Annotated in this window: 13 protein-coding genes; 9 read left to right on the top strand and 4 right to left on the bottom strand. The window is 69.7% G+C overall.

Translation table 11 applies throughout. The annotated features are described in order from the left end of the window. Positions 1-10: 10 nt before the first annotated feature. The 5 genes from AB0M88_RS03010 (at position 11) to AB0M88_RS02990 (ending at position 4,529) form a co-directional block, all read left to right on the top strand. On the top strand, positions 11-904 hold the full coding sequence (locus AB0M88_RS03010; RefSeq protein WP_364094494.1) for an NAD(P)H-binding protein: 894 nt from the start codon (positions 11-13) through the stop codon (positions 902-904). Between the two features lie 81 nt (positions 905-985). After that, positions 986-1,942 (top strand): cyclase family protein, encoded by a 957-nt coding sequence (locus tag AB0M88_RS03005; protein ID WP_364094493.1) that lies wholly within the window; start codon positions 986-988, stop codon positions 1,940-1,942. A gap of 95 nt (positions 1,943-2,037) precedes the next feature. After that, positions 2,038-2,250, top strand: coding sequence for a 4-oxalocrotonate tautomerase family protein (locus AB0M88_RS03000; RefSeq protein ID WP_364094490.1), 213 nt, complete (start codon positions 2,038-2,040; stop codon positions 2,248-2,250). Positions 2,251-2,635: 385 nt separating this feature from the next. After that, positions 2,636-3,022, top strand: coding sequence for a nuclear transport factor 2 family protein (locus AB0M88_RS02995; RefSeq protein ID WP_364094487.1), 387 nt, complete (start codon positions 2,636-2,638; stop codon positions 3,020-3,022). Positions 3,023-3,767: 745 nt separating this feature from the next. Next, on the top strand, positions 3,768-4,529 hold the full coding sequence (locus AB0M88_RS02990) for a hypothetical protein (RefSeq protein ID WP_364094484.1): 762 nt from the start codon (positions 3,768-3,770) through the stop codon (positions 4,527-4,529). Positions 4,530-4,534: 5 nt separating this feature from the next. On the opposite strand, the gene AB0M88_RS02985 is transcribed toward AB0M88_RS02990, so the two are convergent. The 4 genes from AB0M88_RS02985 to AB0M88_RS02970 are packed head-to-tail and all read right to left on the bottom strand — an operon-like array spanning position 4,535 to position 8,489. Further along, on the bottom strand, positions 4,535-5,356 hold the full coding sequence (locus tag AB0M88_RS02985; protein WP_364094482.1) for a carbohydrate ABC transporter permease: 822 nt from the start codon (positions 5,354-5,356) through the stop codon (positions 4,535-4,537). Continuing rightward, positions 5,353-6,276 (bottom strand): sugar ABC transporter permease, encoded by a 924-nt coding sequence (locus AB0M88_RS02980; RefSeq protein WP_364094479.1) that lies wholly within the window; start codon positions 6,274-6,276, stop codon positions 5,353-5,355. Before AB0M88_RS02980 ends, AB0M88_RS02985 begins: the two co-directional genes overlap by 4 nt. After that, complete coding sequence (locus AB0M88_RS02975) at positions 6,261-7,532, bottom strand: extracellular solute-binding protein (RefSeq protein WP_364094478.1); 1,272 nt, start codon at positions 7,530-7,532, stop codon at positions 6,261-6,263. Before AB0M88_RS02975 ends, AB0M88_RS02980 begins: the two co-directional genes overlap by 16 nt. An 18-nt stretch (positions 7,533-7,550) precedes the next feature. Beyond that, complete coding sequence (locus AB0M88_RS02970; protein WP_364094476.1) at positions 7,551-8,489, bottom strand: N-acetylmuramic acid 6-phosphate etherase; 939 nt, start codon at positions 8,487-8,489, stop codon at positions 7,551-7,553. A gap of 445 nt (positions 8,490-8,934) precedes the next feature. Between AB0M88_RS02970 and AB0M88_RS02965 the strand changes: the two genes are divergently transcribed. The 4 genes from AB0M88_RS02965 to AB0M88_RS02950 all read left to right on the top strand — a co-directional run. After that, complete coding sequence (locus tag AB0M88_RS02965; RefSeq protein WP_364094474.1) at positions 8,935-10,290, top strand: DUF1343 domain-containing protein; 1,356 nt, start codon at positions 8,935-8,937, stop codon at positions 10,288-10,290. Then, positions 10,287-11,963: a serine hydrolase gene (locus AB0M88_RS02960; protein ID WP_364094471.1), complete on the top strand. Its 1,677-nt coding sequence runs from the start codon at positions 10,287-10,289 to the stop codon at positions 11,961-11,963. Before AB0M88_RS02965 ends, AB0M88_RS02960 begins: the two co-directional genes overlap by 4 nt. 23 nt (positions 11,964-11,986) lie before the next feature. Continuing rightward, entirely contained in the window at positions 11,987-12,907 is a 921-nt protein-coding gene (locus tag AB0M88_RS02955) for a MurR/RpiR family transcriptional regulator (RefSeq protein ID WP_364094470.1), read from the top strand. Positions 12,908-13,016: 109 nt separating this feature from the next. After that, positions 13,017-13,989: serine/threonine-protein kinase (locus AB0M88_RS02950; protein WP_364094467.1), on the top strand; the 973-nt coding region annotated here is incomplete at its 3' end.

Here is a 13,989-nt window from a genome sequence, read left to right as displayed (position 1 = left end):
AGGCATTCTCATGATCGTGGTCACCACGCCGACCGGACAGATCGGCAGCCAGGTTGTTCGACGACTGCTCGACCACGGCAGCGCGGTCCGGGTGATCGTCCGTGACGCTTCGCGCCTGGACCGCGCCGTCCGCGAACAGGTCGAGACCGTCGAAGGCTCCCACGACGATTCGGCCGTGCTCGACCAGGCGCTACCCGGGGCCGATGCGGTCTTCTGGCTGGTACCGCCGAACCCCCACGCGTCAAGCGCCGCCGAGCACTACCTGACCTTCGCCCGGGCCGGCGCCGCCGCTGTCACCCGCCATGAGGTCGGCCATGTCGTCGGCGTCTCCAGCGCCGGGCACGGCTGGCCGGCCCCGGCCGGCATCCTCTCCGCGGCCTTCGCCATGGACGCCGAGCTCGCGCGGTCGGGCGCGGCCTACCGGGCGTTGTCGATGCCGTTCTACATGGAGAACCTGCTCCGACAACTCGATGTGATCCGCGGGCAGGGCGTGTTCTACCTGACGTGTGCCGGCCATCTTCCGCTCGCATCGATCGCGACGCGTGACATCGCCGGCCGGGCTGCCGACCTGCTCACCGATCGGTCCTGGACCGGGCAGGAAAATCTCCCGCTGTTCGGGCCCGACCGGCTGACCCCGGACGGCATGGCCGAGGTGATCAGTCAGGAGATCGGACGTCCGGTCGCCTACCGCCGCATGACCCCGGACGACTTCGCGTCGATGCTGCGCTCGCAGGGGGCGAGCGACCAGGCGGTCAAGGACCGGATCGAGATGAACACCGCACAGGAGCACGGCATCTACGACGCCGACTGGACGCACGCCGAGCCCGCGGCCACCGACTTCCGGACGTGGTGCCGGGACGTTCTCGGACCGGCCGTCGATGCCATCCGCGCCGACGTGGTCTGAGGCTTCGCGATCGGGGCCGGGGGTGTCGGTTTCGCCTCCGTCCGACATCGGCGCCGGATGAGCCCACCGAAAGGAGAAACGATGGGAATTGACGCTACAGCCTCCACTGTCATCGGAAACGGCAGCACGCAAGGCTTTGCCACGATCGCGCGGGCTGCGGCAGAACTGGACCGGGACGGCAAACTGCGGCCGTTCTACGATCTGTCGCAGGAGTATTCCGACCGCATGCCGCTCAATCCGTTTTCCGCACCCGTGTCGGTGACCTATCAACCGACCCAGGCGGTCTCCGCGCACCGCGCCAACGGCGAGGTCTTCTCCGGCCCGCTCGGCAGCCAGGGTACGGAGATTGATGCGCTCGGACACTTCGGTCACCTCGACCCGGACGGCGTGGTGAGGTACTACGGCGGTCTGACCCAGGCCGAGGTGAAACCTACCGACGACGCGCCGCTGCGACATCTCGGCATCGACCAGGCGCCCCCGATCGTGACCAGCGCCGTCCTGCTCGACGCCACCGTGCTCGAGGGCCGGGCCATGACCGCCGGCGAGCAGGTCAAAGCCGCCGATATCGAGGCGATGCTGGCGAACCAGCGAGTACGCGACCTGCTCCCGGGCGACGCCTTGTACATCTACACCGGCTGGGAGGGGAAGTGGTCGGCCGACAACCCCGATCCGTCCAGGACCGAGTACTACAGCCACGGACCGGGCCTGTCCCGGGATGCCGCGGAGTACATCGACACCAAAAAGATCGTGTGCGTCGGCCTGGACGTTCCGTTCATCGACGCGGTGGCCGACGGCTACCTCCAGGGCACCGGCAGCCCACCGGCCGACGCTCCCGCCGATCTGCCGTTCTTCGCTCACCACCACAACCTGACCCAGGCCGGCATCTACCAGGTGCACAACATGCGGCTCAGTGAACTCGCCGCCGATCGGGTGTACCTGTCGGCCACCGTCATACTGCCGTTGCGAATTCGAGGCGGAGCCCACTCCCTGGTTCGCCCCGTTGCCATCGGATGTCCGTACCGGCCCGCCGGGCAGTGACACGCGGCCTGGTCAGATGCCGCCCGCCGGCGGCGGCGTAGTCCGCGACAGGCAGCAATCGCTGACCTGGACAACCATCCAGCAAGGAGCACGTCATGCCCTTCGCCAACCTGAAGGTGCCAGCCGGCACCCTTACCCCGGCGCAGAAGGAAACGCTCATCGCCAAGGTCACTGATCTTTACGCTGATACCTTCGGCGAGGCTGTGCGCGACAGAACGATGGTCCTCATCGACGAGGTCGTGGACGGCGGGTGGGGCATCCGCGGTGAGGTCCTCACCCTCGCCAGGATCCAGCAGCGCAGCGCCTGAATCGCGTTCGCCGGGCGATACCGGCGGCCGCCGGTTGGTCGTGCGGCTTCGGCGCCGCTGCCGCGCTGGCGGTCACCCGCGGGACGGGGGCGTGGTTCGGGCCGACCGGCGAAGTCATCCGGGACAGCGCGGAGCTGACCGGGCTGATCGGCCTGTCCGCGGCCCTGCTCGGCACCCGCATCGCGTGGGCGCCGCCGATCGGGTGGACCGCCGTCCAGGTCATCTTCGGCGACCCGGCCGGCAACGGCGTCCTGTTCTGGCTCCTCCAGCCGGCCGGAAACCGCACCGCGTCGATCACCGCGGCGGCGCTGCTGCTGGGCGGCCTCGGAGCGTACGCCTGGCGGCCGGGACCGCCGGCGCCGCCGGCCGAGGTCACAATGGGGTCATGACGGAGCGGGACGAGCGCACCCGGGCGGCCATCGAGCAGCACTGGCAGGCCTCGGAGAGCGGCGACATCGAGACCGAGCACGCCATCTACGCCGACGAAGCGATCCTCGACTACCCCCAGTCCGGCGAACGCTTCCGGGGCCGGGCGACGATCGCGGCCCAGCGCGGCGGCCACCCGGCCGACCGGCACTTCACCGTCCGGCGCATCACCGGCGGCGGCGACCTCTGGGTGAGCGAGTGCGTCATTACGTACGACGGCGCGCCCACCCACTCGGTGAGCATCATGGAGTTCGCCCATGAGCGGGTGGCGCACGAGACGCAGTACTTCGCCGACCCGTTCCAGGCGGCACCGGCGCGGGCCGCCCTGGCCGAACGGATGCCCTAGACGCTTTGACGGACATCCGAGATGGCCCCGGGAGGATGTCCAGGGCTCGTGGTGACCGCATCCTCAGGCAGGTGGCCAGGATTCGACCTGACCAAGATCGCGGTTCGGAAATGGGTCAAGCAGGCCGAGTCGGATGCGGGCACCCGCGATGTCGGCTGCCCTCGGATGAGTGGGCGGCGCTTGCCCGGTTGCGGCCGGGAGAATCGCCCGCTTCAGCACGTTGACCTCCTGAAGCGGGCGACGGCCCTCTCCGCGATGGAGACCCGTAATATCCGTTCATCGCCGTGGCGGCATCACCCATATCGACGGGTGGGAAGGCTCGCCACCGTCGTCGACCTGGCGTCGCGCTCGGGGATGGGTCGGGCCGTTGTCGACGACTTCGCGACCGACCTGGTCGGGCCGCCCTGTCCGAGGCGCTTGGGCGCCGCGGACCGGCTGATGGGCTCGTTGTCCATTCCGATAGCGGCGTCGATACATCAGCGCTCGGCATGGCCGCCTCGCCGGCCGGAACGAGCTGCTGTTGCCGGTCGACCGGTGTGGCCGATGCCGGGGGAAGCCGCAGCCAGCCGGGATCCCGAGCAACGCCTCCGCGGTTCTGCGTCCTCCCTACTGGTCACGCGCCCAGAACCGATGAGGACCTGTCCCCTGGGACACGAACAAGGGACCCGATCGAGATGTGTCGGCGGGCCGGAAGCGGGTAGCAGGGGGTGATTGGAACGAGTCGATGAAGTGCGAGGTGAAAGGCGTGGCTGCCACCAGGACGGCCAAGAAGCAGACGAGCCGGAACGACACTCCGAACACCCCCGAGGTCAGTGAGAGCAAGATCGCCCGGATGAAGGTGGGCGATCTGCGCCGGGAGTTGACCAAACGCGGGGTCAAGGGCACCGAGGAGCTCAAGAAACCGGAACTGGTCAAGAAGCTGATCAAGGCGGAAGTGCGGTCGGCCAAGGGCGGCCGGAAGAATCCGACCAGTCGTAACGACACCCCGAATACTCCTGAGGTCAGCGAGAGCAAGATTGCCCGGATGAAGGCGTCCGAGTTGCGAACCCGGCTGGCCCGGCGTGGCGTCAAGGGCACGGCTGACATGAAGAAGGCGGAGCTGGTCGAGAGGTTTATCAAGAACGAGGTCGCGAAGAAGTCGGGCGGTAAGCGAACGGGAAAGCACACCTCGCCGTCCGTCGATTATTCGCAGGAGATCCGGTCGACCGCCGACCGGCCGGAACGGGACGGGCGCAGCCTGGTCACCACCGATCACGAGGTCATCCGGAAGTGGGCGCAGAGCCGCCGGGCGGTGCCCTCCACGGTTGCCGGCACCCAGCATGACGGCCACCTCGGCGTCCTGCGGTTCGATTTTCCCGGCTACTCCTCCGGCGACCGGCTCGTCGAGGTGAGCTGGGCGGAGTGGTTCGAGGCGTTCGACAAGCGGCGGCTGAACTTCATTTATCAGGAGCGGCGCAGCGGTGGCGAGCGCAGCAACTTCTTCCAGCTGGAGAACCCCGACGAATAACGACGCTAGCGGCCCATGCCGGCGGTCAGGCCCTGGACGATCTGTTTGGTCGCGATCAGGAACAGGACGATCAGCGGGACCGTGGCGATGACCAGGCCCGCGAACAGGGCCGACCAGTTGGTCTGGAATTCGCCGAAGAACTGGGTCAGGCCGACCGGCAGCGTGTAGCGGTCGGTCGTTCGCAGCAGGACCAGCGGGAAGAAGAAGTCGTTCCACAAGGGAACGAACCGGAATACGACCACCGTCGCGATCGCCGGCTTGACCAGGGGGACCATCACCCGGGCGAAGATGCGGAAGTCGCCCGCGCCGTCGATGCGGGCGGCCTCCTCCAGTTCGCGGGGGAGGGTGCGGAAGAAGGCCGACATGATGAAGATGGAGAACGGGATTCCGCTCGCGGCATAGATCAGGATCAGGCCGAGCCGGGAGTCGGTCAGGCCGAGGCTGCCGAGAAGGTAGAAGATGGGCACGATGCCGAGGCGGACCGGGAGCATCAGGCCGGCCAGGAAAAAGGCGATGAGGGTTCCGCTTCCGCGGAATTGATAACGGCCGAGGACGTACGCGGCGGGCAGCGAGACAACCACATCGAGGGCCACCGCGCCGATCGTCACCAGGGCCGAGTTCTGGGCGTAGGTACCGAACGACGCCTGCGTCCACGCGGTCGAATAGCTGGAGAAGTCGAGTGTGGACGGCAGGGCCAGCGGGTGGGACAGCACTTCACGATTCGGGCGCAGCGAGTCCAGCAGCATGATGGCGAGCGGGATCAGCGCGGCCGCCGCGTACGCCCAGAGCAGGAGGTAGCCGCCCAGCCGCACCACCCGGGTTCTCACGACAGGGCCGCCTCGCGCCGGCGGACGATCCGGTTGGCGATGACCGCGATGCCGAACGTGAACAGGAACAGCAGTACGGCGAGGGCCGACGACTGGCCGATCGCGTTGACCCCGCCCTCCTGGAAGGCGACCCGGTAGAAGATGAGCCCGAGCACGTCGGTGGCGCCGCCGGGGCCGGTGGGCTGGTTGCCCTGGGCGCCTTCGAGCGAATAGACGAGCTCGAACGTGTTCATCGAGCCGATGAACGTGAGGATCGAGACGACGCCGATCGACGGCAGCAGCAGGGGCAGCGTCACCTTGCGGAAGCGGTGCCACGCGTTGGCGCCGTCGACCCGGGCCGCCTCCGAGTATTCCGGGGGCAGACCGGCCAGTGCCGCGCCGAAGAGCAGCACCGGGAAGCCGACGTACTGCCAGGCGTTGACCAGGATCACCACCGGCAGCGCGGTCGCCGGATCGCCCAGCCAGGGCCGGGCCAGAGAGTCGAGCCCGACCCCGTGGAGGAAGGCGTTCAGGGGCCCGAAGGCCGGGCTCAGCAGCAGGCTCCACAGGTAGCCGACGACCAGCCCGCCGATCAGGTAGGGAACGGTGTAGACCGTCCGCAGGAATCGGCGGGCCACCGGCAGTTCGAACAGCAGCACGGCGACGAGCAGGCCGAAGGTGTTCTGGACGACCATCGTGCCGGCGAAGAACACCATGGTGTGCCAGAACGCCGGCCACAGCTGGTGGTTGAGCGGGAACGTGCTGAACAGGCTGGAGAAGTTGCCGGTGCCGGCGAAGTCGCGGCGGGCGGTGCCCTCCCATCGGAAGAAGCTGTCGGCCAGCGCCGACACCAGCGGATAGACCATGAAGATCGTGTAGAGCAGGAACGCGGGCAGAAGGAACCAGACGACCTTGCGCCAGCGCATTACGGCTTGAACCACTGCGAGATGCCGGTCTGGATGTCGGTCGCGACCTGGGTCGCGTTCTGCTGGCCGAGCAGCAGCTTCTGCAGGCCGGCCGCCTCGAGGTCGCTGCCGAGCGGGGTGCCGTAGCGGAAGTCGACCAGCATCAGGTAGGGCGTCGGGTCATCGCGGTAGGCGGAGACCATCTGCCCGAGCAGCGGGTCGCTCGACTGCACGCCCTTGACCAGCGAGACCTGTTTCAGCTTGTCGGCGACCAGCTTCCCGAAGTCGGTGGTGGTCATCCACTGCAGCAGTTCCAGCGCCTCCTTCTGGTGCGCCGACTTGGCGTTCAGGCCGTAGGACGCGTCGACCCAGCCGACCTGCAGCGGCTTGGTCGCCACCGCGCCGGGCGCCGGGGGAACGTTGAACACGCCCAGGTCGAGGTCCGGGTTGATCGCCTTGATCGGGGCGAGCGCGAACGAACCCTCCGGAATCATCGCCGCCTTGCCGGTCGCGAACAGCGTCTGCACGTCGGTCTCGGCCAGGCCCATCTGGTCCTTCGGGAAGTACGGCTGGAGTTGCTTGAGCACGTCGAGCGAGGCCACATAGGACGGGTCGGTGAACTTCGCCTGCCCGGCCAGCACCTTCTTCTCGAAATCCGGTCCGCCGTAACGGGTCGCGGCGAACGTGTCCTTGTAGAGCGGCAGCAGCCAGGTGTCCTTGCCCGCGGCCGCGAACGGCGTCACCTTGGCGGCGACCAGCTTCTGGGCCGCCGCGATCATCTGGTCCCACGTCGTCGGCGGCTGCAGCTGGTACTTCGCGAAGATGGCCTTGTTGTAATAGACCTGGAACGTCGACATCTCCAGCGGTACGCCGTAGACCTTCCCGTCCTTCTTCCCCCGCGCCCCGTCCAGGGCCGAGGTCTCGAAATTGGACAGTCCGGCCACCTGCCCGTCGAGCGGGGCGAGATCGCCGGCCTGGATCAAGGGCTGCACCCCGCCGTACGACCGGAGCTGAGCCACATCCGGCCCGCCGGCCTGGGTCAGCCCGGTGGAGAGGATGGTGTTGTATTCGGTGGACTTGTAGGGCTTGAAGTCGACCGTGATGTGCGGGTGCGACTGGTGGAACTCGGCGAAGATCTGCTTGTAGACGGCGGCGTCCTCGGGCCGCCATGACCAGAGCGACAGGGTGACGTCGCCGCCGCTGTCGTTCGAGGATCCCGTCGCGGTGCAGGCGGCGGTACCGGCCATCATGGCCGCGACCGCGAGAACCGCGAGACCGTTGCGCGCATTCATCTGGCGTCCCCTTTCGCGTCAGTCTCTTTCGAGTCCGGCAATCGCCAGTGCCTCCCGGACCCCGCCCGCCGCTTCCTCCAACGCCTGCTTCGCCGTGCCGACGGGCACGTCGGCGAGCAGGGAAACCAGTGCGATCCGGCAGTCGCCGCCGGCCCGTTCCGCGGCGTCGGCGCACACCCGGGCGTCGAGGCCGGTCGCCTCGGCCAGGATCCGCACGACGCGGCCACGCAGCTTCGCGTTGCGCGGGTCGAGCGCCACCATCAGATTGGAATAGGTGCGGCCCATCCGCACCATGAGCGCGGTCGAGAACGCGTTGAGCAGCATCTTCTGGGCGGTGCCGGCCTTCATCCGGGTGGAACCGGCGACGGCCTCCGGCCCGGTCGCCACGGCGACGTGCACATCGACCTCACTGCCGAAGGTCGCGCCCGGGTGGGCGGAGATCAATACCGTACGCGCTCCGGCCGCTCGCGCCGCGGCGAGAGCTCCCATGACGTACGGCGTCCGGCCGCTGGCCGTGAGGCCGACCGCGACGTCTCCCGCCCGGAGTTCGCCGCCCTCGGCCGCCCCGTTCGCCTCGTGGTCCTCGACGTTCTCGACCGAGCGTCGCACCGCCTCGGGGCCGCCGGCCTGGTGGGCGACCACCCAGAGCGGGTCGATGTTGTAGGTCGGGATCAGCTCGGCCGCGTCCATCACCGCGACCCGGCCGGACGTGCCGGCGCCGAAGTAGTGGACCTGGTGGCCGCCCTTGAGCGCGTCGGTGGCGAGGTCGACCGCCACGGCCAGGGCGGGGAGGACCGCGCGCACGGCGGCCGGCACCTTGGCGTCCTCGTCGCTGATCATCCGGAGCATGTCGAGCGTGCCGACGAGATCGATGTCGAGCGTGTCGGGGTTGCGTTCCTCGGTCGGGGCGATGACCCAGGGCGAGGTGTCGGCGGTTCGGTTCGTCTCAGGCGGCACGATTGGAACTTTCCACCCTGGCTCCGATCGAGTCAAGAATCTACCACTGTCCTAGATCCACACATCGAAGGTGATTGACGTCTCTCGGGTGCGGTAGGTAACCTTCGGACTCATCTAAATGCCGGTCAATAAGTGTCAGGCCAGGCGTCTACATCGGCCTTCTCGCGTACGCCCGGCGAGCAACGGGGGCCCGCGGGTGGGCGCTGTCCGGCGCCCAGCCGCGCCCCGCTCTGCGCCGGGCCAGTGCATCGTCGCCGGGCGGCGGAATCCCGGGCCGTGCCGGGTCGGGGCCGCGTGTCGCGTCGCGGGCCGTAACGAGTCGGGCCGTGTGTCGTATCGCGGGCCGTAACGAGTCGGGCCGTGTGTCGTATCGCGGGCCGTAACGAGTCGGGCCGCGTGTCGTATCGCGGGCCATGAGGATCGGGCAGCCGAGGAGGGAGCGGACATGGCGGTCGATCGTCGTGGGCTACTCGCCGGTGCGGTGGGAGCGCTGGCCCTGGGGACGGGCGCGTCCGTGGCCGCGGGGCCGGCGGCGGCCGCGGCAGCCGGGCCCGGTTCGCCGATCCGGCTCGTGCCCTCGCCGGGAAGCCCCGAGCCTTCGCCGGGACGGCCCGGCTCCTCGCCGGGACGACCGGTCCGCACCGGCATCGAGCGGCTGATCGACTCGCGCTACGCGATGCTGCGGGGGCAGCGGGCCGGGGTGATCACCAATCCGACCGGGATCCTGCCCGACCTGCGACACGAGGTCGACGTGATGCACGGCGACCCGTCCGTCGACCTGGTCGCGGTGTTCGGGCCCGAGCACGGCTTCCGGGGCACGGCTCAGGCCGGCGGCTCCGAGGGCTTCTACGACGACCCGCGCACCGGCCTGCCGGTCTACGACACCTATCAGAAGAGCGGCCGGGCCCTCGCCGACGTCTTCACCGCGTCGGGCGTCGACACGATCCTCTTCGACATCCAGGACGTGGGCGCGCGGTTCTACACGTACATCTGGACGCTTTACGACTCGATGGTCGCCGCCGCGCTGGCCGGCAAGCGGTTCGTCGTGCTCGACCGGCCGAACGCGATCTCCGGCCGGTCGGCGTCCGGTCCGGTGCTGCACCCCGAATATTCCACCTTCGTCGGCCGCAAACCGATTGCCCAGTCGCACGGGATGACGGTCGGGGAGCTGGCTCGGATGTTCAACGCGGTCTGGGTTCCGGGGGAGGCCGGCCGGCCGGTTCCGCTCGCGGTGGTGGAGCTGGCCGGCTGGTCCCGCGACATGTACTACGAGGACACCGGCCTGCCGTGGGTGCCGCCGTCGCCCAACATGCCGACGGTCGACACCGCGGTCCTCTATCCCGGGACGTGTCTGTTCGAGGGCACGCAGGCGTCCGAGGGGCGAGGCAGCACGCGGCCGTTCGAGATGATCGGTGCGCCGTACGGGAACTGGCTCTGGGCCGAAGCCCTGACCGCCCAGCGGTTGCCCGGCGTGGTCTTCCGCGAGAACTACTTCACGCCGACCTTCTCGAAGTTCACCGGTCAGACCGTCGGCGGGGTGCAGGTCATGGTGACCGACCGCCGCGCCCTCGACCCGATCCGTACCGCGATCGCCATGATCGTCTCCCTGAAGGCGGTCTATCCCCGCGATTTCGCATGGCGGCCGGACAACTGGATAGACGATCTGACCGGCTCGTCGATGGTGCGTGAGGCCGTCGACGCGGGCCGGAGCACCGACGAGATCGTGGCCGGCTGGCAGGGCGAGCTGGCCGCCTTCCGCGCCCTCCGGGCGAAATATCTGATCTATAGGGGCGAGCGATGATGCAGACGCTGGCCGCGGCCGCCGCGGCGTTGACTCTCCTGACGGGCCCCGCGCCGGCTCCGGCCGCCCCGCCCGGGTCGGCCACGGCGATCCATTTCACGCCCGGGCAGGCGCTCCGCTACGGCAGCGCGGCCCAGGCCGGCCTCGTCCCGTCGGACGTCGACCGGATCGCCGACGACATCGCGCTCTACACGAAGCCGTCGCCGACCTATCCGGAATATCCCGGCGCGGTGGCCCTCGCCGCCCACAACGGCGTGATCGTCGCCCACGACACCACCGGCTACGCCCTGAAATACGCCGACGACAAGCCGACCGAGCTGCCGCCCGACCAGTGGATCCCGATGCGGCGCGACACCATCTTCGACATCGCCTCGATGACCAAGCTGTTCACCTCGCTCGCCGCCGTGCAGCTCATCGAGCGGGGGCGCCTCGGACTCGACACGCCGGTCGCGGCGTACATCCCGCAGTTCGCCGCCAACGGCAAGGGCGGCATCACGATCCGCAACCTGCTCACCCACACCTCGGGGCTGCCGGCCGACCCGAGCCCGTCCCTGTGCGACTACGCCACCAACGACGAGCGCTGGGCCGCCGTGTACGCCGTGAAGCCGGCCGCCGCGCCCGACACCGTCTACCTCTACAGCGACATGAACATGATGACGCTCGGCAAAGTCATCGAGACCGTCACCGGCCAGCCGCTCGACCAGGTCGTGCGGCAGCGCGTCACCGGCCCGCTCGGCCTGCGCGACACCATGTTCAACCCGCCCGCCGCACTTCAGCCCCGCATCGCGGCCGAGGAATACCAGCCCTGGACCGGCCGGGGGATCGTCTGGGGCACCGTGCACGACGAGAACGCGTACTGCGTCGGCGGCGTCTCCGGCCACGCCGGCATCTTCTCGACCGCGCACGACCTCGCGATCCTGGCCCAGACGCTGCTCGACGGCGGCTCCTACGGCCACGCGCGCATCCTCTCGCCGGCCAGCACGCGCCTGCTGTTCACTGACTACAACCAGGCCTTCCCCGGCGACTCCCACGGCCTCGGCTTCGAGCTGAACCAGCCGTTCTACATGGACGCGCTCAGCTCCCCGGTCACCGCCGGTCACACCGGCTACACGGGCACCGACATCGTCATCGACCCGCTCTCGCACTCGTTCGTCATCCTGCTGACCAACCGGGTGCACCCGAGCCGCAACTGGGGCAGCAACAACCCCGCTCGGCGAGCGGTGGCACGCGATCTCGCGCTCGCGATTCCCGTACGCCCGAGGTCCGGCCCGACCGACTACTTCTCCGGCACCGTCGATGCCACGAGCGCGACCCTCGGCGTACCGGTGAGCGTGCCCGCCGCCGGAGCGCGGCTCTGTTTCGATCTCTGGTATGACACCGAGCCCTCGGATGTCGCCTACCTCGAGGCGTCCTCGGACGGCGGCGCCACCTGGCAGTCCCTCGCCTCGTTCGCCGGCTTCGAAGGCCGCACCTGGCTCCGCGAGACCGCGGTCGTGCCCGGCGGCACCACCGATCTGCGCTGGCGCTACACCACCGACGCGCTCTATGAGGGCCGTGGCGTCTACGTCGACGGCATCCGGGTGACCGGGCCGCACGGCACGCTGTTCGACGATCGGCGCCCGGCCGACGCCGCCCGGGTCCAGCTCAGCGGATGGCGGGTCAGCCGGGTCTGACGGCTCGGCTACGTTTGACTGCCATGGCACGCTCCAGCGCTGTTCCCGAGCCCCCGCCGGCCGCCGAGTCGACGGTCGTACACATTCGCGCGCTGCTGCCGAGCCTGCAGCCGTCGATGCGGCAGGTGGCCGAGCAGGTGCTGGCCGACGCCAGCGCCACCGCGACCCTCACGGTCACCGAACTGGCGGCCGCCTCGGGCGTCTCCGAGGCGACGGTCATCCGCTTCTGCAAGGCGATCGGCTTCACCGGCTATCCGCCGCTGCGGCTCGCGCTGGCCGCCGAGGCCGGGCGGGCCCAGGGCGCCGACCGCAACGGCCGCGTCGTCGACACCGACATCCAGCCCGGCGACGACCTCGCCCACGTCGTCGAGAAAATCGTCTTCGCCGACGCCCGCGCGGTCGAGGAGACCGGCACCCAGCTCGACGTCGTCGTCCTCGGACGGGTGGTCGAGGCGCTGGTCCGGGCCCAGCGGGTCGACCTCTACGGGGTGGGCGCCAGCGCCTTCGTGGCCCTCGACTTCCAGCAGAAACTCCACCGTATCGGCCGCGTCGCCTTCGCCTGGCCCGACACCCACGTGGCCCTGACCAGCGCGGCCCTGCTCCGCCCGGGCGACGTGGCGATCGGCGTCTCGCACACCGGCACGACGACCGACACCATCGACGCGCTGACCGAGGCGCGTGCCCACGGCGCGGTCACCGTCGCCCTGACCAACTTTCCCCGCTCGCCGATCGCCCACGCGGCCGAACACGTGCTGACCACCGCCGCCCGCGAGACCACCTTCCGCTCCGGCGCCACGGCCAGCCGCCTGGCTCAGCTGACGGTCGTCGACTGCCTCTTCGTCGGCGTGGCCCAGCGCACCTACGCCCAGACCCTGGCCGCCCTCGACGCCACTCGCGCGGCCGTCGGCAGCCGTCACACCTCGACGCCCCGCCGCTCCCGTTAGTCACCATTTCGAAATGGCGCAGGTAATTGTCCGGCGAAATGTTCAGTGACCGCCGAGTAACCACAGACCGCCATTTCTCGACCATTTTCGGCCGAGGTACCGTGTCTTTGTGTCCGATCAGCCACGGGGAATTCTCGCCGAGCGTTACCGATTGATTCACCTTCTCGGCGAGGGCGGCATGGGGCGCGTTTGGGAAGCGCGCGACGAGTTCCTCGACCGCGCCGTCGCGATCAAAGAGATCTCGCCCCACGGCGTGTCCTCGTCGGACCTCGGCGACCTGCGCGAACGCGCGATCCGTGAGGCCCGCGCCATCGCCCGGATCGACCACCCCAACGTCGTTCGCATCTTCGACGTGATCAGCCCGAACGGCATCCCCTGGATCATCATGGAGCTGGTCCGGTCACGGTCGTTGCTCAAGGTGGTCAACGACGAGGGTCCGATGGCCCCGCGCCGCGCCGCCCACATCGGCCTCGAGGTCCTCGCGGCGCTCGGGGCCGCCCACCGGGCCGGCATTCTGCACCGCGACGTCAAACCGGCCAACGTCCTGATCACCGACGACGGCCACGCCGTGCTGACCGACTTCGGGCTGGCCGCGATCGCCGGCGACTCCGCGATGACCACCACCGGCGTCTTCCTCGGCTCACCGTCCTACCTGGCCCCCGAGCGGGTGCGCGACGAGCCCTTCGGGCCCAAGTCCGACCTCTGGTCGCTGGGCGCCACCCTGTACGCGGCGGTCGAAGGCCGCCCGCCCTACAAGAAGTCGTCGCCGATGGCCACGCTCGCCGCCCTGGTCGGCGACGAACCGGTCCCGGCGGCGGAGCACGCCGGCGTCCTCGCCCCGGTCCTCGAAGCCCTGCTGAGGAAGGACCCGGCCGAGCGCCCGGACGGCGAAGAGGCGCGGCGACTCCTGCACGAGGCGCTCGACCCGGCCGCCACGCTCGGCGCGCCCGCCGGGTCCGCTGGGCCGGGCGCGCCCGCCGGGTCCGCTGGGCTGGGCGCGCCCGCCGGGTCCGCTGGGCTGGGCGGGCCCGCCGGGTTAGCTGGGCCGGGCGGGCCCGCCGGGTTAGCTGGGCCGGGCGGGC

Origin of the sequence: Actinoplanes sp. NPDC051411 (assembly GCF_040682075.1) — a bacterium.
In the GTDB taxonomy this organism is placed as follows: Bacteria; Actinomycetota; Actinomycetes; order Mycobacteriales; family Micromonosporaceae; genus Actinoplanes.
This window is presented reverse-complemented; position numbering and strand designations above follow the sequence as displayed.

Coding starts and splice junctions, on each gene's coding strand:
- AB0M88_RS03010 (WP_364094494.1), top strand. CDS start 11: ATGATCGTGGTCACCACGCCGACCGGACAGATCGGCAGCCAGGTTGTT.
- AB0M88_RS03005 (WP_364094493.1), top strand. CDS start 986: ATGGGAATTGACGCTACAGCCTCCACTGTCATCGGAAACGGCAGCACG.
- AB0M88_RS03000 (WP_364094490.1), top strand. CDS start 2,038: ATGCCCTTCGCCAACCTGAAGGTGCCAGCCGGCACCCTTACCCCGGCG.
- AB0M88_RS02995 (WP_364094487.1), top strand. CDS start 2,636: ATGACGGAGCGGGACGAGCGCACCCGGGCGGCCATCGAGCAGCACTGG.
- AB0M88_RS02975 (WP_364094478.1), bottom strand. CDS start 7,532: ATGAATGCGCGCAACGGTCTCGCGGTTCTCGCGGTCGCGGCCATGATG.
- AB0M88_RS02965 (WP_364094474.1), top strand. CDS start 8,935: ATGGCGGTCGATCGTCGTGGGCTACTCGCCGGTGCGGTGGGAGCGCTG.
- AB0M88_RS02960 (WP_364094471.1), top strand. CDS start 10,287: ATGATGCAGACGCTGGCCGCGGCCGCCGCGGCGTTGACTCTCCTGACG.
- AB0M88_RS02955 (WP_364094470.1), top strand. CDS start 11,987: ATGGCACGCTCCAGCGCTGTTCCCGAGCCCCCGCCGGCCGCCGAGTCG.